Origin of the sequence: Lentzea kristufekii, assembly GCF_033949925.1 — a bacterium.
In the GTDB taxonomy this organism is placed as follows: Bacteria; Actinomycetota; Actinomycetes; order Mycobacteriales; family Pseudonocardiaceae; genus Lentzea; species Lentzea kristufekii.
This window is the reverse complement of record NZ_JAXAVV010000002.1, coordinates 20,969-40,724: the sequence shown is the minus strand read 5'-3', so window position 1 is coordinate 40,724 and position 19,756 is coordinate 20,969. Positions and strand designations below refer to the sequence as shown.

General features: G+C 69.1%; 23 protein-coding genes. 9 read left to right on the top strand and 14 right to left on the bottom strand.

What is annotated here, in order from left to right; all coding sequences use genetic code 11:
• Positions 1 to 43: 43 nt before the first annotated feature.
• The 3 genes from chrA to SK571_RS03770 all read right to left on the bottom strand — a co-directional run bounded on the left by chrA (position 44) and on the right by SK571_RS03770 (position 2,206).
• Positions 44 to 1,366: a chromate efflux transporter gene (gene chrA, locus SK571_RS03780; protein ID WP_319982611.1), complete on the bottom strand. Its 1,323-nt coding sequence runs from the start codon at positions 1,364 to 1,366 to the stop codon at positions 44 to 46.
• A 38-nt stretch (positions 1,367 to 1,404) separates the two neighbouring features.
• Positions 1,405 to 1,776: an arsenate-mycothiol transferase ArsC gene (locus SK571_RS03775; protein ID WP_319982610.1), complete on the bottom strand. Its 372-nt coding sequence runs from the start codon at positions 1,774 to 1,776 to the stop codon at positions 1,405 to 1,407.
• Positions 1,777 to 1,846: 70 nt separating this feature from the next.
• The gene (locus tag SK571_RS03770; RefSeq protein WP_319982609.1) at positions 1,847 to 2,206 is read right to left on the bottom strand and encodes an ArsR/SmtB family transcription factor; all 360 of its coding nucleotides are present in this window, start codon (positions 2,204 to 2,206) and stop codon (positions 1,847 to 1,849) included.
• Positions 2,207 to 2,256: 50 nt separating this feature from the next.
• Here SK571_RS03770 and SK571_RS03765 point away from each other — a divergent pair, with 50 nt between their 5' ends.
• Positions 2,257 to 4,134, top strand: a complete 1,878-nt coding sequence (locus tag SK571_RS03765; protein WP_406601936.1) for a heavy metal translocating P-type ATPase — start codon at positions 2,257 to 2,259, stop codon at positions 4,132 to 4,134.
• On the opposite strand, the gene SK571_RS03760 is transcribed toward SK571_RS03765, so the two are convergent.
• Both SK571_RS03760 and SK571_RS03755 read right to left on the bottom strand, forming a co-directional pair.
• The gene (locus tag SK571_RS03760; protein ID WP_319982607.1) at positions 4,085 to 4,888 is read right to left on the bottom strand and encodes an SAM-dependent methyltransferase; all 804 of its coding nucleotides are present in this window, start codon (positions 4,886 to 4,888) and stop codon (positions 4,085 to 4,087) included. The genes SK571_RS03765 and SK571_RS03760 overlap by 50 nt on opposite strands.
• Positions 4,889 to 5,043: 155 nt before the next feature.
• Positions 5,044 to 5,664: a TetR/AcrR family transcriptional regulator gene (locus SK571_RS03755; protein ID WP_319982606.1), complete on the bottom strand. Its 621-nt coding sequence runs from the start codon at positions 5,662 to 5,664 to the stop codon at positions 5,044 to 5,046.
• An 82-nt stretch (positions 5,665 to 5,746) separates the two neighbouring features.
• Between SK571_RS03755 and SK571_RS03750 the strand changes: the two genes are divergently transcribed.
• Positions 5,747 to 6,385: a class I SAM-dependent methyltransferase gene (locus SK571_RS03750; protein WP_319982605.1), complete on the top strand. Its 639-nt coding sequence runs from the start codon at positions 5,747 to 5,749 to the stop codon at positions 6,383 to 6,385.
• A 138-nt stretch (positions 6,386 to 6,523) separates the two neighbouring features.
• Here SK571_RS03750 and SK571_RS03745 read toward each other — a convergent pair whose 3' ends face one another.
• The gene (locus SK571_RS03745; protein WP_319982604.1) at positions 6,524 to 6,679 is read right to left on the bottom strand and encodes a hypothetical protein; all 156 of its coding nucleotides are present in this window, start codon (positions 6,677 to 6,679) and stop codon (positions 6,524 to 6,526) included.
• A gap of 243 nt (positions 6,680 to 6,922) precedes the next feature.
• On the opposite strand from SK571_RS03745, the gene SK571_RS03740 reads away from it, so the two are divergent.
• Positions 6,923 to 7,426, top strand: coding sequence for a COG4315 family predicted lipoprotein (locus tag SK571_RS03740; RefSeq protein ID WP_319982603.1), 504 nt, complete (start codon positions 6,923 to 6,925; stop codon positions 7,424 to 7,426).
• Here the strand turns inward: SK571_RS03740 and SK571_RS03735 are convergent.
• Entirely contained in the window at positions 7,423 to 8,760 is a 1,338-nt protein-coding gene (locus SK571_RS03735) for an MFS transporter (RefSeq protein WP_319982602.1), read from the bottom strand. The genes SK571_RS03740 and SK571_RS03735 overlap by 4 nt on opposite strands.
• A 20-nt stretch (positions 8,761 to 8,780) precedes the next feature.
• On the opposite strand from SK571_RS03735, the gene SK571_RS03730 reads away from it, so the two are divergent.
• On the top strand, positions 8,781 to 9,137 hold the full coding sequence (locus SK571_RS03730) for an ArsR/SmtB family transcription factor (protein WP_319982601.1): 357 nt from the start codon (positions 8,781 to 8,783) through the stop codon (positions 9,135 to 9,137).
• A gap of 126 nt (positions 9,138 to 9,263) precedes the next feature.
• Positions 9,264 to 9,926 carry a DUF305 domain-containing protein gene (locus SK571_RS03725; RefSeq protein WP_319982600.1) on the top strand — a complete coding sequence of 221 codons (663 nt, stop codon included), beginning with the start codon at positions 9,264 to 9,266 and terminating at the stop codon, positions 9,924 to 9,926.
• A 10-nt stretch (positions 9,927 to 9,936) separates the two neighbouring features.
• On the opposite strand, the gene SK571_RS03720 is transcribed toward SK571_RS03725, so the two are convergent.
• The gene (locus SK571_RS03720; protein ID WP_319982599.1) at positions 9,937 to 10,302 is read right to left on the bottom strand and encodes an ArsR/SmtB family transcription factor; all 366 of its coding nucleotides are present in this window, start codon (positions 10,300 to 10,302) and stop codon (positions 9,937 to 9,939) included.
• Between the two features lie 74 nt (positions 10,303 to 10,376).
• Here SK571_RS03720 and SK571_RS03715 point away from each other — a divergent pair, with 74 nt between their 5' ends.
• From SK571_RS03715 to SK571_RS03700, 4 genes are all read left to right on the top strand, one after another.
• Positions 10,377 to 10,529 carry a hypothetical protein gene (locus SK571_RS03715; RefSeq protein ID WP_319982598.1) on the top strand — a complete coding sequence of 51 codons (153 nt, stop codon included), beginning with the start codon at positions 10,377 to 10,379 and terminating at the stop codon, positions 10,527 to 10,529.
• A complete protein-coding gene (locus SK571_RS03710) occupies positions 10,526 to 11,470 on the top strand; it encodes a cation diffusion facilitator family transporter (protein WP_319982597.1) in 945 nt (314 codons plus the stop codon). The genes SK571_RS03715 and SK571_RS03710 overlap by 4 nt, the downstream gene beginning before the upstream one ends.
• A gap of 143 nt (positions 11,471 to 11,613) precedes the next feature.
• On the top strand, positions 11,614 to 12,078 hold the full coding sequence (locus tag SK571_RS03705; RefSeq protein ID WP_319982596.1) for a hypothetical protein: 465 nt from the start codon (positions 11,614 to 11,616) through the stop codon (positions 12,076 to 12,078).
• 55 nt (positions 12,079 to 12,133) lie between these two features.
• Positions 12,134 to 13,219, top strand: coding sequence for a heparan-alpha-glucosaminide N-acetyltransferase domain-containing protein (locus SK571_RS03700; RefSeq protein WP_319982595.1), 1,086 nt, complete (start codon positions 12,134 to 12,136; stop codon positions 13,217 to 13,219).
• Here SK571_RS03700 and murJ read toward each other — a convergent pair.
• From murJ to SK571_RS03670, 6 genes are all read right to left on the bottom strand, one after another.
• Complete coding sequence (murJ, locus tag SK571_RS03695) at positions 13,191 to 14,804, bottom strand: murein biosynthesis integral membrane protein MurJ (protein WP_319982594.1); 1,614 nt, start codon at positions 14,802 to 14,804, stop codon at positions 13,191 to 13,193. The two genes, SK571_RS03700 and murJ, sit on opposite strands and share 29 nt — an antisense overlap.
• Entirely contained in the window at positions 14,801 to 15,787 is a 987-nt protein-coding gene (locus SK571_RS03690; RefSeq protein ID WP_319982593.1) for a hypothetical protein, read from the bottom strand. Before SK571_RS03690 ends, murJ begins: the two co-directional genes overlap by 4 nt.
• Before the next feature lie 9 nt (positions 15,788 to 15,796).
• Positions 15,797 to 16,420 (bottom strand): GNAT family N-acetyltransferase, encoded by a 624-nt coding sequence (locus SK571_RS03685; RefSeq protein ID WP_319982592.1) that lies wholly within the window; start codon positions 16,418 to 16,420, stop codon positions 15,797 to 15,799.
• Positions 16,421 to 16,677: 257 nt separating this feature from the next.
• Positions 16,678 to 17,244 carry a hypothetical protein gene (locus SK571_RS03680; protein WP_319982591.1) on the bottom strand — a complete coding sequence of 189 codons (567 nt, stop codon included), beginning with the start codon at positions 17,242 to 17,244 and terminating at the stop codon, positions 16,678 to 16,680.
• 137 nt (positions 17,245 to 17,381) lie between these two features.
• On the bottom strand, positions 17,382 to 18,653 hold the full coding sequence (locus SK571_RS03675) for an MDR family MFS transporter (RefSeq protein ID WP_319982590.1): 1,272 nt from the start codon (positions 18,651 to 18,653) through the stop codon (positions 17,382 to 17,384).
• The gene (locus SK571_RS03670; protein WP_319982589.1) at positions 18,650 to 19,753 is read right to left on the bottom strand and encodes a PLP-dependent cysteine synthase family protein; all 1,104 of its coding nucleotides are present in this window, start codon (positions 19,751 to 19,753) and stop codon (positions 18,650 to 18,652) included. The genes SK571_RS03675 and SK571_RS03670 overlap by 4 nt, the downstream gene beginning before the upstream one ends.
• Positions 19,754 to 19,756: the final 3 nt, after the last annotated feature.

The following is a 19,756-nucleotide window of genomic DNA, read 5'->3' as shown; positions in this document are numbered from 1 at the left end:
CCTGACACACAACGGAAAGGTCGACCGCACCGCGTTGCCCTGACTACCAGCCGAGCAGACCAGCCACCAGACCCAAGACCGCCGCCACCCCGAGCACCCGCAGCACCGACCACTTGAACCGGAAGACGAGCACCGCAGCCACCAGCGCGATGACCAACGAACTTGGCCGGAAGGTGGCCAAGTCGGGCACCTGCACGTGCAGCCAACCGGTGTGAGTCTCCGCGAACAGCGTGTGCAGCGCGAAGTAGAGGGCGAGGTTGGCGATGACGCCGACCACTGCGGCAGTGATGCCGGTCAGCGCGGCGGACAGGGCGTGGTTGCCGCGCAGCCGCTCGATGTACGGCGCGCCGAGGAGGACGAACAGGAAGCACGGCACGAACGTCACCCAGGTCGTCAGAAGCGAGGCGATCACTCCGGCCAGCCACGGATTCACGCTGCCGGGGTGGTGGTACGCGCCTAGGAACGCGACGAACTGGACCACCATGATCAGCGGTCCGGGTGTGGTCTCCGCCAGGGCCAGCCCGCGCACCATGTCTCCGGCGGAGAGCCAGGCGTAGTGCTCCACCGCGCGCTGGGCGACGTAGGCGAGAACCGCGTAGGCGCCGCCGAACGTGACCACCGCGGTCCCGGAGAAGAACAGCGCCTGCTGCGTGAACACACTGCCGATCCCGGTCACCGCTACCACCAGCGCGACCGGCACGAACCATACCGCCAGCCCCACACCCAAAATGACCGCGGCGCGACGCCTCGACGGCTGGTCGTGGTGCAGCTCGTCGTCCGAGATCAGTGGCGCGGGGCCATCGACTTCTCCCCCATGACCTCCGGCTACGACGAGCGCAGGCCGCCAACGGTGCAGCAGCCATCCCGCCACGGCCGCCGCGAGAATGACCACGGGGAACGGCACGCCGAACACGGCCAACGCCAGGAACGACACGACCGCGAAGCCGACCAGCATCGAGCTGGTCAACGCACGGGAACCCACCCGCCATACGGCTTGAGCCACGATCGCCACCACGGCCGGTGCCAGACCGGCGAAGATCGATGTGACCATCGTCGTGTCGCCGAAGCCGACGTAGACCGCCGACAGCCCCAGCAACGCCACCAGACCTGGCAGCACGAACAACGTGCCCGCGACGAGTCCGCCGCGCATGCCGTTGAGCAGCCATCCGACGTAGATGGCCAGTTGCTGAGCCTCCGGGCCGGGCAGGAGCATGCAGAAGTTCAGCGCGTGCATGTACCGCTTCTGCCCGATCCAGCGCCGCTCGTCCACGAGATGCCGCTGCATCACCGCGATCTGCCCAGCCGGACCGCCGAAGGTCTGCAGAGAGATGGTGAACCAGGCCTTCACGGCCTGCCGGAACGGCACCACGTCTCTACGCGCAGCCTTCCGGGACTCGCTCGACGTCATCGCAGCGTTGCCACCAGTTCCGTAACGCGGTCGCGGATCTCCGCGCACATCGCGTCGTCGAACTCCGAGTGGACGAGCCGCCACGCCACCGCGCCCTCGAGCGGGTTCTCACAGTCGATCGCGACGACAAGATCGGCCTGCGGCACAGCGGAGATCGGCCGTGGCAACGCCTGATCCAGCAATGCCTCCACCGGCGTCCCGGCCAGCAGCCGCCCCGCATGTGCGCTGACCTCGGTCTGAGGCTCGATCCCCGCCGTGGTCGCGCTCCAGTTCGGCAGACCGGCGCCGTTGAACCAGGCCGCCGCCATGCGGCTCTTTCCCGCCCCGTGCGGGCACACGAACAGCACCGTCTTGTTGCCGTAGTTCATGACCACCTCCGTCCGCCGCTCGCACTGTAACCGTGGTTACACCGCGATCGCGACGGTCGATGGTGGATTCTCAGGCAGTGGTCTCGATGTCGGCGACACCAAGACCGAGGTGCTCGATGTGATAGACCGCCTCGTCAAGCAACATCGCCACGTGGCTGTCGTACAGGCTGTAGACCACACTGCGGCCCTGACGCGTGCCCGTGACCAAGCCGAGCGCCCGCAACAACCGAAGCTGGTGCGAGACAGCGGACTGCTCCATCTCCACGGCTTCCGCGAGCTCGTTGACCGGGCAGGCGCCGTGGCGGAGCCGGGTCAGGATCCGCAGGCGGCTCGGCGTCGCGAGCGCTTGGAGAGTGGCCGCCACCGTCGCCGCCGACTCGGCGTCCAGCTGCGCCGGCGGTGTGGTCCTGCCCTCGACTCCATGACCCATGGCAGTATCCTACTCAGTGAACACATGAAGAGGTCTTCAGATGTTCCTGTATGGTGTTCGTCGTGACTTCGACGCTCTTCATCGACAGCCCGCACCGAACGCCGACTCCCAAGCGCTCCCTGTTCGCAATCACCGAAGTCCGCTGGGCGATCGCGGCTACCGCCCTGTTCCTGCTCGGCGTCGCCGCGAAGCTCGCGGACTCGGCGCCGTGGACATGGTGGACACTGCTGCTCGCCTGTTACGTCGCCGGCGGCTGGGAACCAGCCCTGGCAGGGCTCAAGGCGCTACGTGAACGCACACTCGACGTCGACCTGCTGATGATCGTCGCGGCGATCGGTGCCGCCTCCATCGGACAGGTGGTCGACGGTGGCCTGCTGATCGTCATCTTCGCGACGTCGGGTGCGCTCGAAGCCGTACTGACCCAGCGGACCGCTGATTCGGTGCGCGGCCTGCTCGATCTCGCACCGCAGCGTGCGTGGCTGCTCCTGCCGGACAGCCGGGAGCGAGAGGTGGACGCGGAGACGCTGCGGATCGGCGACGAGATCCTCGTGCGGCCCGGCGAGCGGATCGGCGGGGACGGCGAGGTGGTCGACGGAAGCAGTGAGGTCGACGAGGCCTCGATCACCGGTGAGCCGCTCCCGGTGCCGAAGCAACGCGGAAACGAGGTCTTCGCGGGCTCACTCAACGGCACCGGCGTGCTGCGGGTGCGAGTCACACGTGAACCGAAGGACTCCGTGATCGCCCGGATCGTGGAGATGGTCGAGCAGGCGTCGGCCACGAAGGCGAAGACACAGCTGTTCATCGAGAAGGTCGAGCAGCGCTACTCGGTCGGCGTGGTGGTCGCGACGCTGGCGTTGTTCGCCGTGCCACTGCTGTTCGGCGCCGTGCTGGAGCCCACGCTGTTGCGGGCGATGACGTTCATGATCGTGGCCTCACCGTGCGCGCTAGTGCTCGCGACCATGCCCCCGTTGCTGGCAGCGATCGCGAACGCGGGCAAACGCGGCGTGCTGGTGAAGTCCGCCGTGGCCATGGAACAGCTCGGCACGGTCGATGTAGTCGCGTTCGACAAGACCGGCACGCTCACCGAAGGCACACCTCAGATCGTAGGCATCATCACTGAGCAGGACGAGAACGAGATGCTCGCACTGGCCGCAGCGGCCGAGCAATTCAGCGAGCACCCGATCGGACGGGCCATCGTGGCCGAGGCTCGGCGGCGAGAGCTTCGGCTTCCTGCGGCCGGCGACTTCCAGGCGACACCGGGCGTGGGTGTGACCGCACGGGTCTCTGGACATTCGGTTTTCGTGCGCCGACACGACTCCCAGCACAACACCGCGGTCGAGGTCGTAGTGGATGGCCGCCAGGTCGCCGTCATCGAGCTCGCGGACGAGGTCCGGCCGTCAAGCCAGGCCGCGGTCCACGAGCTCACCGTCCTCACCGGACAGAGCCCAGTCCTGCTGACAGGCGACAATCACGCTGCGGCACAACGGATTGCGGCCGCCGTGGGCATCAGCGAAGTACGCGCTGGGTTGCTGCCACAGGACAAGGTACAGGCAGTGCGGAAGATGAGCGGCAACGTGCTGTTCGTCGGCGACGGGGTCAACGACGCACCTGCACTCGCGACCGCACATGCGGGTATCGCGCTGGGGCACAAGGGATCCGCGCTCACCGTGGACACCGCCGACGCCGTGGTGGTCGGCGATGACCTCAGAGTGGTCCCGGCGGTCGTTGCGCTGGCCCGCCGCGCACGGCGGGTCGTGATCGCCAACCTCGTGATCGCCGGGACGTTCATCGTGGTGCTGTCGGCGTGGGACCTGTTCGGGACACTGCCACTCCCCCTCGGTGTCGCAGGCCATGAAGGCTCCACGGTCGTAGTGGCGCTCAACGGGATGCGGTTGCTGGCTTTCGGCCGACGGCCGCGAGTCCGCTGAACCGCTCCGGGTGCTCGTCCACGTCGTCGAGCGAGGAAGGCCGCCACAGTGGCAGGAACACCACTCCGGGCTCGACGACGTTGAATTCCTCGAACAGATCGGTGACCTGCGCCTTGGAGCGCATGGTCATCGGGGTCGGGGTGCGACGGTACAGGTCCTGGTGGGAACCGGCCTGGTGCGGCTGGCCGTCCTGACTGGCGTGTGAGATGGCGAGGAAACTGCCTGGTGCCATGACTTCGCGATACCCGGCGATGATGGCCGCCGGATCGTCGCTGTCGGACACGAAGTGCAGTACCGCGACCATCATGACCGCGATCGGCTCCTCGAAGTTCAGCAGTGAGCGAACCTCGGGGTTGCCCAAGACCTCATCCGGCTTGCGCAGGTCCGCCTGAACGGCGACGGTCCGCTGGTCCCCATCGAGGATGGTGCGGCTGTACGCGACGGCGATGGGATCGCTGTCCACGTAAACGACCCGCGCGTCGGGCGCGGCGGCCTGCGCGACCTCGTGCACGTTGCCCACAGTCGGGATGCCCGAGCCGAGATCGAGGAACTGGCGGATACCGGCGTCGACGCAGAACCGCACGGCACGGCGCAGGAACGCCCTGTTCGCCTGCATGATCAACGGTAGGTCCGGCCACATCCCCATAGCCTGCTCGGCCATTTCCCGATCGACCGCGAAGTTGTGCGCGCCACCCAGGTAGTAGTCGTACACCCTGGCCGCACTCGGTCGTGTCAGGTCGACTTCGTTCGCCATGCTGCCCACCTTGATCGACGCCAGTCCGACGAGGACGCTACCGGCAATGGCGAGGGCACGCCGTCGTGCAGGTGACCACGGCTCCCGCCGAGGTCGTGGTACTCGCGCTCGAGCGGCACACGGTTCAACGATCTCCCGTCCCTGCCCCCAAGGGCTCACTCAGGTGAGTCGGCGCGCATGTCGGTGAGGTAGGCCAGTGTGGTGTCGGCGAGCCGCGCCTCAACCGCATCCGGGTCCAGTGCGGTGGCGCGGCGGAATCGCTGTGAGGAGACCAGGGAGAGCAGCCACCAGGCGGCGGCCTCGGTGTCGAGGTCGGGGCGGAGTTCGCCGTCGGCCCGGCCGCGGTCGAGAAGTGTGGTGATCGCTATAGCGAAGCGCTGGACAGCGCGGCGGGTGGCGGCTTCGATGTCAGGTTCGCCGGTGATGGTGGCGGCGTCGGCGAAGATCGCGCCGACGGTGCCCGCGCTGTGGACGTGCTGCAGGTGCTCGGGGTCGAGCATCAGCTTCAGCAGGCCGGTGATCGGGATGTCCGTGGTGGTGACGCGATCGACCATGCGGCAGATGTGCTCGGCGGCGCGGTCGACGACGGCGGCGAACAAGGTGGCTTTGTTGCCGAAGTTCTGGAACACCACAGGCTCACTCACACCGATCTTGCGAGCGACTGCGGAGGTCTTGCCGCGCAGGTAACCGGTTTCGGCGAACACCTCTGTGGCGGCCGCGAGGATCGACTCGCGGCGCTCGTCGGCGGTCATCCGCGTTCGGCGTTGTCCGGTCACGGAGACATCCTAGACAACTCTACTTAGTCGTGACTAAGCTCGGCAGCATCGGAACTTAGTCGCCACTAAGTTAGGGGTTCTCATGCACAAGGCACGTCTTCACGGCAACGCGCCATCCGGCGCCATCAGTCACGCACGCTCATACGAGTTCTTCTCCAAGGTGGTCTTCACCGGCACCCGGCGCCGTATCTTCGGCCGTCTCGTCGACCTCGCGGACATCGGCGCCGGCGACGAGGTGCTCGACGTAGGGTGCGGCCCCGGCTATCTGACTGCGCTCGCCGCGCGGGCCGGTGGCCGCGCGGTGGGAGTCGACGTGTCGGAGCCGATGATCGCGGAGGCCCGGCGCAGGCGGGCGGGCGGCAACTGCTCTTTCCAGGTCGGCAGGGCGGAAGCGTTGGATCTGCCGGACGCTTCGTTCGACGTGGTGGTGTCCAGCCTCGCGTTGCACCACATTCCCGAGCAGTCCCGCGCAACGGCGTTCGCGGAGATGTTCCGCGTGCTGCGACCGGGCGGGCGGGTGCTGATCGCCGATTTCCGGCCGCCGAAAGGACATCTGGCCACGCACTTGGTCGGCGCGGCAGCGGGAGAGGCGATGCGGGACAACCCGGTCGAGAGGATCGCGCCCATGCTGGGCGACGCCGGTTTCGACGTCGCAGCCACGACGAAGGTCAGCTGGTTCCTGCACTGCGTGCGCGCTGACAAGACCGGTGGCGTCGAGTGAAGCGGGTTCTGCTGGTCTTGGTCGTGTTCGTCGGCTTGGCCGTCCACATCGGACTGGGATGGCGGCTAGGACTGGTCGTCGCCGGAGCCGCCATCGCGGGTCATCTGCTGCTGGGTGTGGTGGCGCGCAGGCTGTTCGTCAGCCGCGGGTCGGGAGGAACGCCACGTTCGTGAGCTTGAACTGGTTCTTGGCGTTCACGTACTTGTTGAGGTAGGGCATGTAGGTCTTCATGTCGGCCGTGCGGGCTGCGGGGTCGAACTCCATCAGGCGGAAGTAGCTGTTCGGTGTGATCACGCGAGTGCGGTCACTAGACCGAGTAAGCGGATGTTCCGTCGTGGGGCCATGACCATCCCCGTTGCTGCCGACAACCGGTCGGCCCACCGTGGCAGGTCGGCCGCAAACCATGTGCAACAACGGAAATCGGGCGTGAACATCCCGCGACGGCCACGCTCGCGCACTGACCGGTTCAGGTGAACGGCACGGGACGCTGGGCCGTATTCCTTGGCAGGGAAGCTTTTCCTTACCGATGGAGGACACGTGCGACTGGTCACGTTGTTGGGACTGCTCTTGCTGACAGGCGCCTGCGCGGGCGGGGAAGAGCCGGTGGCGCCAGAAGAGGTCGAGGCGGCTGTGGTGGATCCTGCCGGGCCCACCGTCCAGCGCGTCCTGCCCGGTGACGTGGCGAGGCTGCAGGTGGTGCAGTCGCCCGAGGTGGGTGCGGTGGTGGCGGATCGGGAGCAGTACACCTTGTACCGCAACGAGAAGGACGGCACCAACCCGCCGAGTTCCACTTGCCTGGAGCCCGAGTGCACGCTGGTGTGGGTGCCGTTGTTGGCCAGGGGTGGCCAGTTCCTCGCTGAGGGCGTGGACCAGTCTCTGCTGAGCACGATGAAGCGCCCGGACGGGCTGGAGCAGGTCACGCTGGCCGGCCGTCCGCTGTACCGCTACGTCGACGACGAGCAAGCCGGTGACGCGGTCGGCAATGGTGTGGACGGTCAGTGGTTCGCGGTCGCGCCGAACGGAGACAAGGCGCGTCCCTAGCGCGGCCAGCGTTCGTGGTGGTCGTCGATGTGGAATTCGTGGGCGTGCCGCCATCCGCTGCCCACGAGTTCGGCGTCGTGCAGGTGGTCGTGGTCGGCTTCGAGATCGTGGTGCTCGTGCTCGACCTCCTCGGGGTCGTGGTCGGGCCACAGCCGGAACGCCGCGTACGCCGCCATCGCGGTCACGGTGCCCAGCACGAGGAACGCGGTGGGCATGTTCGCCACGCTGGCGATCCATCCCGCCACCGGGTAGCAGAGCAGCCAGCAGGCGTGCGACAACGCGAAGTCGGCAGCGAACAACGCCGGCCGGTCGTCCGGGCGCGAGGATCGGCGGATCAGCCGCGCACCGGGCGTCAGGGCCAGGGAGCAGCCCGCACCGATCAGCACCCACAGCACCAGCAGCCCCTGCCAGTGCCAGCCGCCCAGCAGCGTCGCGAACGTGGCACCGGCGAACAGCACGGCTGCCAGCGCCACGGCCGCACGGACCACCACCGCCCGGTCGCTGACGCGGTCGAGCAGCCTGGGCAGCAGCAACGCGGCCACGAGCGAGCCCACGCCGTTGAAGGCGAGCGCGACGCCGACCGATGACTCGCCGCGGCCGAGCACGTCGCGCACGTAGGCCACGGTGTTCACGATCACCATCGAGCCCGCCGCCGCAGCCGCGAGGTGTACCGCGAGCAGGCCGCGCAGGCGAGGTGTCGCGAAGTAGATCCGGATGCCTCGCGTGGTCGCGGTGTACAAGCTTCCCTTGCGACTCACGGGTTTCGGGTGCGGAACCACCACGGAGACCACGAGCAGCGCGGACGCGACGAAGCCGATCGAGGTGCCGAGGAACAAGTTGTTGGAGCTCATCAGCAGTAGCAACCCGGCGGCCAGCGACGGGCTCAGCAGACCCTCGAGGTCGTAGGCCATCCGCGACAGCGTCACAGCCCGCGTGTACTCCCGTTCGTCGGGCAGCACGTCCGGGATCGCCGCCTGGAAGATCGGGGTGAACGCCGCGGAAGCCGACTGCAGCACGAAAATCAGGACGAAGACCTGCCACACCTGGTCGACGAACGGCAGCGTCACCGCGACCCCGGCACGCACGAGGTCCAGCGCCACCAGCACCGCGCGACGAGGTAGTGCGCCGAGCACCGCGGTCGCGACCGGGGCGACGGTCACGTACGCGACCATCTTGATCGCCAGCGCGGTACCGAGCACCGCACCCGCGTCCGCGCCCGCGATCCGGTAGGCCAGCAGACCGAGCGCGACCGTCGCGAGACCAGTACCTGTCAGGGCGATGACCTGCGCCCCGAAGAGGTGGCGGTAGGTGCGGTTGCGCAGCACTGCGAGCATGTCTGGCACTATATGTGCTCATGTACGCACGCGACGACGTTGCAACAACGAACGACTGGCAACAGCTACCTACTGGCGGCCACGTCGACGCCGCCGTGGACGCGTTCCGGATGCTCGCCGACCCAACCCGTTTCCGCATGTTGTGGCTGCTGTGCGGGGACGAGTACGACGTGACGACACTGGCCGAGAAGGTGGGCATCGCACGCCCGGCGGTGTCACAGCATCTGACCAAATTGAGACTGACGGCACTTGTGACCGTGCGGCGAGATGGACGGCGCGCGGTCTACAGCGCTCGCGGAGGCCATGTGCGCCGGTTGCTGCTGGAGGCGGTCAACACCGCCGACCATCACCTCACCGGTGAACCCGACCACGACTGACGAGGAGTTGACACCTGTGGATCCACGATGGCGCACAATCTCCCGGATCGTGGCGGCGGTGGCCGTCGCGGTGATGATCCTGGCACTGCTGTACGCGGCGGTGGCGAACTTCTGATGAGGAACTCAATGCTTCGACGTGTGCTCGTGCCGGTGGTCGCGGTCGTGGTGGTCGCGGTCGTGGTGGTCGCCGCGCTCGGCGTGGCGGGCGGATCGCTGGTCAGGGCGGAGTTCTTCCCGTCCAGCCCCGAACCCGGCGCGGTCGACGTCGGCTTCTCGCAGGACATGACGGTGCATCACCGTCAAGCGGTCGTGATGGCCAACACCGTCCGTGACTTCGGCACGGACCCGGACGTGAAGCTGCTCGCGTTCGACATCGGCAACGGCCAACTGGAGCAGATCGGCCGCATGCAGGGCTGGCTCACCGTGTGGGGCAAGCCCGCCACCACCCAGGGACCGCACATGACCTGGGTACCAGCGGACTCGGGCCACAGCGGCCACGCGGCGGGTCCTGCTCCGGACGGCCCGGCGATGCCGGGAATGGCGACCGAGGAGGAACTCACCACTCTGAAGTCATTGCGCGGACAGGAGCTCGACATCTACTTCCTGCGCCTGATGACGCGGCACCACCAGGGCGGAGCGCCGATGATGCGCGCGGGCGAGCGGTACGCGTCCACCGACATGGTGCGCACGTTCGCGGCCAACATGCTCGTCACTCAGACCGGTGACATCGAGCTGATGACCTCGATGCTCACCAAACGGGGCAGCACTCCCCTTCCCCCTCCGGTCTGATCCGGAGACGTCACGGCGTCGCCTGGTGGTGCGGAATGTCGCGCACCGTGTGGTCGGCATAGTCGAGAACGTCGGCGACCAGCGCGGTCAGGTGGTCGCTGGTGATGCGATAGATCATGCGCCTGCCCTCGCGGCGCGCCTGCACGAGTCCGGCCAGCCGCAACCGGCTCAGGTGCTGGGACACCGAGGAGCGCGAGGCCTTCACCTGTGCGGCCAGCGTGCTGACGTCCTGTTCGACGGCGAGCAGCTGGAGCAGGTGCAACCTCGTGGCGTCGGCCAAGTGGCCGAGCACTTCGACCGCGGCCGCCAGCCGCCGACCGTCCGGCTCGTCCTGTTGCACGTGATGTGCTGTTGCCAGTTCATTGTGCGCGCGCATGGTTGCATGATGCCCCTGACCTGCTAATAATGGCAAGTCAACCGTCAGCTAGGAGAACTCAGAGGCGATCATGAGTGAACCACGGCAAGACGAGGCCGGCGCCGGTCACGGACATGGGCATGGGCATGGGCATGGGCATGGGCATGGGCATGGGCATGGGCATGGGCACAAAGGGACCGATCGATCGGCGGCGAGCCGGTTCTGGAGTTCGCTCAAGCATGTCGTGACCCCGCACAGCCACGACAGCGCGGACAGGCTGGACAGTGCGCTGGAGACCAGCCGTCGTGGCATGAGGACCCTGGTCTGGTCGTTCGTCGTCCTGTTCGTCACCGCGATCGTCCAGCTGGTCCTGGTCGTTCTCACGGGGTCCGTCGCGCTGTTGAGCGACACGATCCACAACTTTGCCGACGCGCTGACCGCGCTGCCTGTCGGGATCGCGTTCATCCTCGGGCGACGCGCGGCGACCCGCCGGTACACCTACGGCCTCGGGCGAGCCGAAGACCTCGCCGGTGTAGTGGTGGTCCTGATCATCACGCTGTCCGCCGCCCTCGCGGGCTACGAGGCGGTCAAGCGATTGATCGTGCCGCAACCCGTCGAGCACCTGTGGATCGTGGCCGCGGCCGGTGTCGTCGGCTTCATCGGCAACGAGCTCGTCGCGCGGTGGCGCATCAACGTGGGCCGCGAGATCGGCTCCGCCGCGCTCGTAGCCGACGGGCTGCACGCCCGCACCGACGGCTTCACCTCGCTGGCGGTCGTGCTCGGCGCGATCGGTGTCGCCCTCGGCTTCCCCGCCGCCGACCCCATCGTCGGCATCGGCATCACGATCGCGATCCTCTTCGTGCTGCGCGACGCGATCCGCGAGGTCTTCCGCCGGTTGATGGACGCGGTCGACCCGGACACCGTCACACAGGTCGAGCAGGTGGCGTCCGAAGTGGACGGTGTGCACAAGGCCGACGACGTCCGGCTGCGGTGGATCGGCCACAGCCTGCGTGCCGAGGTCGCCATCGCCGTGGACGCCTCGCTCACGGTCGAGCAGGCGCACCGGATCGCTCACCAGGTCGAGCACCGGCTGGTCCACTCGGTCAAACGGCTGACCGCCGCCGTCGTGCACACCGAACCCGCGCAGGGAGCAGAAGCCGCACACGACGAACTGTCTCATCACCACTGAGCACTGGACGGTGAGAATCCATGGCTGAGCGAACGTACATAGCGGACACGTATACGCGCCCAGCTGTGCGTCCACTCCGGGTCACTGCCCGGCGCGGGGCAGCGGGTTTCGCGGCGGCCGTCACGGTCGGTACCGCGGTCGGCATGGACATCGGGGCGGACGGACATTGGCTGCACACCGCCACGATCGGGCTGTTCGCCCTCGCGCTGGCGGTGTTGCGCGTCCGGCTCGACGGAAGGTACGGGGGCACGTTCTCGGCGCTCAGCGGCGCGATCGTCGCCCAGCCCGCGTTGCACGCCATGACCGAACTGACGGTGAGCGGCACCGGTGACCCGGTCGGCCATGTGGCCGAGACGTCGATGTCCGTGCTGCCCATCCTGCTGTCCTCGCTTGTCGTCGCCGTCGTGATCGGCGCGCAGCGGCTGTTCACGCTCCTCGCGCTGCGGCCGCTGATCGCGTTGCTGCATCTGCTCTTCCGAGTTCCATCACCTGCCGGGACTGGTTCTCCGCGCCCGATGCCGCGCAGCGTCCCGCAGGCACCGAAGCCGCACCTCGGCGCCGTCGCTACCAGGCGCGGTCCGCCGCTCCTTGCTGCCGTGGCCTTCTGACGCGACCGCTCCTCAGGGTGCCGCGCGCTCCGGGCTGCGGAGTTCACCTACCCCGATGGCGCGGCCTGGCAAGGGCCAGAGGTACCTGGAGCACGGGTTGATGGCAGGCGACACGGACCGGCTGGCCGGTGTCGACGTGGCACGTGGTGTGGCGATGCTGGGCATGTTCGTTTCCCACGTGGGTCCGGACAAGGGCTCCGCTGGGAGCTGGCTGTGGGTCTTCGACGGCCGTTCGTCGGCGTTGTTCGCGTCACTCGCCGGTGTGGGAATCGGGCTTCTGGCGAGCCGGCCCGGCCCGCCAGGCATGGCGATGTCCTTGGGAGGGCTGAGGTTCCGGCTGGCCGTGCGTGGCATGGTCGTCGCGGTGATCGGCCTGCTTTTGTTGTACCTCGGCACACCGGTCGCGGTGATCCTGCCGTCCTACGGCGTGATGTTCGTTCTGGTGCTGCCTCTCGTCGGCATGCCCGCGCCGAAGCTGCTCGCGGCGGGCGCCATCGCGTTGACTGCAGGATCACTGCTGGTGCTCGCTCTGCGGCAGTGGGTCACCGGTGAGGCCGGGGCCACCTGGCCGGCGACCGCGGAGGCCCTGCTGTTCGCCTGGAAGTACCCCGCGCTGGCGTGGGTGGGCTATGTCCTGACCGGCATGGCGCTGGGTGCCTTGCTGCGAGACCGGCCAGGCGGCACGGCCCGCGTGATGCTGCTGTCCGGAGTCGCCGTCGCGGTCGCGAGCTACGGTGCCAGCGCGCTGGCCGGGACGTTGTGGGCGTTCGACGTGGAGTCGTGGCCGGGAGTGCTGCTCTCCCCGGTCCCCCACTCGACCTCACCGCTGGAGATGCTCGGCAACGCGGGAGTCGCCGCAGCGGTGCTCGCATCGTCGATGTTGCTGCTGCCTGGGCACAGGGCCGGGCCGCTCGCACCCGTGGCGGCGATCGGATCCATGCCGTTGACCATCTACACAGGACACATCATCGCGATCGCCGCGCTGGGCGACGATGTCGTGCGGAACCCGTTGTCTCCGTTGCCTTTGCTGGGCATAATGTTCGGAGCGGCGGTGTTCGCCACGGTGTGGCGAACCGCTTTCGGAGCCGGCCCGCTCGAGCAACTGGTCCGGCTCAGCGCCGCCGGGGCTCGACGCGGCTGAGTGCGAGGTGGACCGCTGCGAACAGCGTGGCCGACACCGCGAGCGCGACCAGGGTCGTCTTCGGGTCGGACGAGGCCGGGTGAGGAGCCAGCAGGCGCATCGCGGCGAACGCGGCGATGGCGGCCGGCAACGCCGCCATCGCCGGGCGAAGCGAACCCACCACGACCACGCGTGACCGCAGTCCCCCAGTTCGCCGTCGCACCGCCACGACACTCATGACCAGACCGAACCCGTAGGACAGCGAGAAACCGAGAGCCAGTCCCACGACCACCCAGCCCGGCGGCAGCAACGCCCCGGCGAGCAACGCGCCCGAGATCTGCACGACCGTCATGAACAGCTGGATCAGCGCGGGCGTGCGGGTGTCCTCCACCGCGTATAGGCCGCGCGCCACGAGGAACTGGGCGGAGTACAGCACGATCGCCGGAGCGAAAGCCGCGAGCACCAACCCCATGTACCAGGTGTCGGCGGGCGGGTTCCCGAAGAACACCACCCCGGTCACCAGAGGACCGAGGGTGGCAGTCGCGAACGCCGCCGGCACGAGGACCCGTGCGCTGAGCAGCAAGGACCGCTCGACCGACGCGCCCACCTCCGCCGGGCGGCCGTCGACGGCCGCCCGGCTCATGGCGGGAAACTGCGCCGCCGCCAGCGAAACGGCGACGACCGCGTGCGGCACCAGCATGATCATGTAGGCGTTGGTGTACGAAGGCAGGCCCGCCGCCCAGGAGAACCCGGACTCGGCGGCCTTGCCCGCGGTGTTCGCCACCCGCGCACTCACCGCGAAGGCGACCTGTCCGGCGGCCACGAACACCAGCGTCCACCCGGCGAGACGCGCCGACCGTCCCAGTCCGGAGCCGCGCAGGTCCAGCCGTGGCCGGTAGCGGAAGCCGATCGCGCGCAGGGCTGGCAGCAGCACGACGACCTGCACGATCACGCCGAGCGTGGCGCCGCCGCCGAGCACTGCGATCTCCGCGGCGGAGACCGACGCCGCCGCGTCCGGAACGGCACCGGTCTCGATGCCGCCCACGAGCAGGAAGGCGGCGCCGACCGCGATGGACACGACGTTGTTGGCCACCGGCGCCCACATCATCGGTCCCGGCCGGCCGCGTGCGTGCAGCACCTGGCTCAGGATCGCGAACAGGCCGTGGAACAGCACCTGCGGCACGCACCACGCGGTGAACGCAGCTGCCAGCGCGAGATCCTGCGTGGTCCACCCGTCACCCGCGTACAGCCGGGCGAGTGCGGGCGCGGCCAGAACCGCGAGAACGGTGAGCGGTGCAAGGACGACGACGGTGACCGTCAGCAGCCGGTCGGCGTAGGCGGCACCGGCCTCGGGGCTCTCCGCCGTCGCGCGCACGAGTTGCGGCACGAAGACGGCGCTGATCGCGCCGCCCGCGAGCAACGTGAACAGGATGGCCGGCAAGGTGTTGGCCACCGTGAACGCGCTGCCGACGAGGTAGAGGCCGAGCGCGGTGGCCCACACGGACGTCCGCACGAACCCGGTCGCGCGCGACAGCGCGGTGGCGACCGCCAGTGCCGAGCTGCGGCGTACCAGCCCGTCCGAGGTCGAGGTCGAGGTCGAGGTCACGCTGCTACCGCCGGCGGCTTGGTCGGGGTGATCCCGAGGTGGATGTGGTCCTGGTGGACGTCGTCGGTGAAGAACCCGGTGCCCGCCACCCGGATAGGGCCGCCGACCTCAGTCGCGCCCGCCCGGCCCGCAGCGGCCATGAACGCGGTCAGCACCGGGTCCGCGCGGTCGATGTCGACGACGCGGACACCGTTGATCGACCGGACGTCCACGGCGCGGCCGACCACGTGGTTGGACAGGCGGGTGGTCGGGTAGACCGTGCCGGGATGCCCGGTGATCACGACCTGCGCCTCGATCATGTACTCGGCGGCCAGCGCGGTCATCACGGCCATGATCGGATCACCGAGCCGCCTGCCGGCGATGTCCTCGCGTACCGGGTCGGGCAACGCGATTCTGGGGTTGCCGAGTACGGCCTGGCCCTGTGCCGTTGGTCCGCCCGGCACCTGTGGCGGGCCGGGTGGACGGGCCGGGTCGACCACCGAGGTGACTGCCCAGCCCGTCGCCGCCGACCGCAGCCGCACGTCGATCTCCACCTCGCGAGACCGTTTGTTTCCCTGGTCGCGCCACTCCTGCCGTGCCAGCACGATGACGCTCGCGGACGTGTCGGTCAGCCCGCCGTACTGCGGGTAGACGATCGTCGTGCGCACGTCGTCGGCCTCGATGCCGAACAATGGCTTGGCCGTCTCGAGCAGATCGGCCGGATAGCCCGCGGCCACGATCCTGGCCACCGCGTCCCGGTCGTCGTCCGCCGACCAGGTGCCGACCTCCTGGACGAACCGCGCGGCGATCTCTTTGAGCTCGCCGCGCACCTCCCGTGGCCCCGCCTTCCACAGCGGTGGCGGCGCGGGAACGGGCGAGCTGCTCGTCGTGGTGCTGCTGGTGGACGAAGCCTGACTGGAGCTCGTCCCGTCACCGCTGACGATGGTGTCGCAACCGGTCGCCGTGACGAGACCGAGCACGGCGAGGAGGAACAGTGGTCTCACGGACAAGGGTCAGCTGCCTTCCGGAAGGTCGAGCCTGCGGGCGAAGTGGCGCACTGACACGCCGTCGCGGGTGACGACGTCGTGCAGCACGCTCCACCCGGTACTGGCGTAGAAGTCCTGGGCACCGCCGGGTTCCAGCGCGGTGACCAGTTCGGCCCACCTGGTGCCGGACGCGGCGCAGCGGGTCAGGAAGGTCTCGACCAGCCTGCGCCCGGCGCCTCCCCGCCGTGCCACCGTGGCGACGGCGACGGCGGTCAGGTCAGCGACCGGTGCCCGGGGTGCCGACCACTTGGGCACCGGCGGCTCACTCGATCCGCTGATGCGGCGCAGGTAGGGACGCAGCCTGGTGCGGGTGAAGTCGCTCAACACCGCCGGGCGGGTGACCAGTGCCAGGCCACCTCGTACCGCGAGCGCCGTGCGGTGGTTTCTGAGCAGTTCACGGTGGAACGACAGCCGGTCGGTGGCTCCGACGAGGAAACCGACCACGTCCTCCTCTGCGCCGGTCCGTCGAACCGCGACGAGGGCCACCGCGTGCGGACTGTCCAGGTAGGCGCGGTGCCAGCGGGCCACGAACTGCTCGCCGAGACGGGGGAACAGCCCCATCGGCAACGCCCGTACGTGCAGTGCTGCCATGGCTGGCAGATCCCGCGTGGTGGCGGTCCTGATCAGGAACGCCGGTTGATGATGGTCGACGGCGTGAACGGTGCCGGTGGTCCGGCCGGTCGCTGGGGTCCGACGCACGATGTCGTCGGGGGTGGATGACGCTCCCACGAGCATGCTCCAGGTGCCTCTGGCCCTGATCGGGCCGTTGGGTCGGGGACGCGGAGTCCGCGGCCTGCCTGGGTACGCCGCTCACACCGTCGCGCCGGAGCGGAACGGGCAGGGTCAGGTCAGGCGGCCGCGGTAGGTGAGAACGGCGGTCCCCGCCGGGAAGCGGTGGTGGTGAAGTGGCGCGCCGGAATGATCGCGGCGCAGTCCGGCCACACGTGCGGCGCGAACACCCCGGACGGCACGGGCACGCTGATCAGCAGGCGCAGCAACGCCGACAGCGGCCGTCGCGCGAAGAGCGAGAACAGCCGCTGCGCGCCGACGACGACCGCCACGACGACGGCGGTCAGCAGCACGGGCAGCAGTGACATCGAGGTCTCGGCGGCGTGACCGGTGTCGCCCGGCACCAGCTTGGTCATGGCGTGCAGTGCGGGCTGCACCACGATCGCGCCGCTGAGCAACGCGAAGCTGCCTTCGTACTTCCCGCCGAGCCGCACCCTCAGCACGGCGAGCACGACAGCGATCGCACCGATGGTGGCGGTGTGCAGCAGGTGCTCGCCGGCGGCGACGTCCATGCCCACCGCCACGCCGACCGTGGTCAGCGCGGCGAAACTCGCCGACGAACGGGTCGCGAAGCCTGCCGCTCCCAGCCGGGCTGAGGCCCGGTCAGAGTTGGCGGGCTGACCCATTGGTCGCACCTTCCGTCGCACGGATAGTCACTCGATTGAGTGAGTCCGTTGCCGATGGTACTCACCGGCCGTCTCCACGGTGATCGGTGGGACGACCGGTGAGGACGGACGTCAGCAGCGGGACGGGCGCCGGTCGGTCACCGCGCGCCTGCCGTCGCCTCGGCGGCGACAGGAACGAGGTGACCGCGTCGGGACAGGGTGTGCACGGCCGCCGCGCAGGCCAGGCCGATCAGGGCGAGGGCCAGCCAAGGCAGGCGTGGGTGGCCGATGGCGCCTGACAGGTCGAGCAGGCCGCCGGTGGCGAGGTTGCCGAGCGCGATGCCGAGTCCGGCGATGGTGTTGTAGAGGCCGTAGTGGGTGGCGACGAGGTGTCCGCGGGCGAGCGTGACGATCGTGTCCATTTCGAACGGATAGATCACCAGCGTGCCCAGGGTCAGCAGCACGGCGGCGATCAGCACGGGCGTCAATGCGAGCACCGTACCTGCCATGGTGGTCGCTTTCGGTTGTGCGGCAACGGTTGCCGGCAGCACGAACGCCGCGCCCAGCATGACCAGCCCGGCCGGCAGAGATCGGCCCGCACCCCATCGCGCGGTGCACCAGCGGGTGACGCGCACCTGGCAGGTGATGGCCACAAGCCCGGAGAGCGCGAACATCGCGGCGACGCCGATGGTGGCAGCCTCGCTGGTGGCGGCCAGGCGGTTGATCTCCAGCGGCAACGCGAGATAGGTCTGGAACGACAGCACGGACGTGCCGACCATCGCCGTGGAGAACAACAGGAAGGACCGGTTCGCCAGCACGTCGCGCCACCCGGCCAGCACGTGCCGGGGCTGATCGGGACGCGGTGCGTTGCGCGGGGGCAGGGCGCGGATCTGCAGGACGGTCAGCACCGCGAACAACGCGGCGGCGACGAGACAGGTCAGCCGGAAGGAGACTCCGGTCAGCGCCAGCCCGATCAGTGGCCCAGCGAGGATTCCGGCCTGGTAGAAGACGTTGAACAGAGCGAACGCCTCGACGCGCCGTGCTCCGGCGTCGTGGGCGAGGTAGGCGCGCACGGCGGGGTTGAACAGGGCGCCCGCGAAGCCCGTCGCGGCGGAGGCGATCAGCAACGCCGGCAGCGAGTCCACCAACGCCAGCAACGCGAAGCCGCCGGTGCGCAGAGCGCAGCCGGCGACGATGACCGGCTTGTAGCCCCACCGGTCCGCCAGGCTGCCGCCGAGCAGGAACATGCCCTGCTGCGACAGGTTGCGCACGCCGAGCACCAGCCCGACCAGCCAGGTCGCGAGGCCGAGCGTCACGGAGAGGTGGTCGGCGAGGTAGGGCATGAGCATGTAGAAGCCGATGTTGATGGTGAGCTGGTTGACCAGCAGCAGCTGCACGGGCCGCTCGAACGAGCGGAACTGGCCGATCACGCCCGCACCTGCCTCGGCAGCGCGGTGGGGGCGGCGATGGTGCGGCAGCGGGTCCAGCTGGTGACCTCGCGTTCGCCGGGGTGGCTGATCTCCTGTGGTTGCTGGGGCGGAGGTGTGCCGAGCAGTCCGTGTTCGTGGCAGTAGGTGTCGTCGAACACGGTGGTGGTGTAGCGGTTCGGGCCGTCCGGGAAGACAGCGGCGATCCGTGTGCCCGCCGGTTCGGTGCGGGCGAGCCAGCCCGCGACCAGCGCGACCGCGCCGACGCTCCAGCCGCCGGTGGCGTAGCCGGTGGCCGCCAGCCTGCGTGCCGCCCACACCGCTTCGGCGGGTGCGGTCCAGTGGACCTCGGTGAAGCCTGCGTGGTCGACGTTGCGGGGATGGATGCTGGAGCCGAGTCCGCGCATCAGCCGGGGTCGGGCGGGCTGGCCGAAGATGGTCGATCCGGTCGTGTCCACGCCGACGAGGCGCAGTTGCGGCAGGTGCTCCCGCAATACGCGCGACACTCCGGCGGAGTGCCCTCCGGTGCCCACGGAACAGACCAGCACGTCGATGTGGCCCAGTTGCGCCAGCAGCTCCACCGCCAGCGAGCGGTAACCGGCCACGTTGTCCGGGTTGTTGTACTGGTCCGGGCAGTACGCGCCGGGATGGGCGGCGAGCAGTTCGGCGACGCGATCACGGCGCGCCTGCTGCCACCCGCCGACGGGATGCGGGGTGCTCACGGTGTCGACTTCGGCGCCGTACGCGGTCAGCAGCCGTTGCATCATCGGCTCCAGCCCAGGATCGGTCACCAGGGTCACCGGGTGGCCGTGGACGATGCCCGCCAGCGCGAGCCCCAGGCCGAGGGTGCCGCTGGTCGACTCGACGATCCGGCCTCCGGGAAGGAGGTCCCCGCGCTCACGGGCGCGAGCGATCATGTGCAGGGCGGGGCGGTCCTTCATCCCGCCGGGGTTGTGTCCTTCCAGCTTGGCCCAGAACCCGCGGCTGCCCGTGCTGAACGCGTCAACCCACAACACCGGCGTGTTGCCGACCAGGTCGGCCGCGGTGCGCGATCGTGGCGCGGAAGGGGCGGGCGTGGACGGGATACCTGACAACGTCTCCATGGC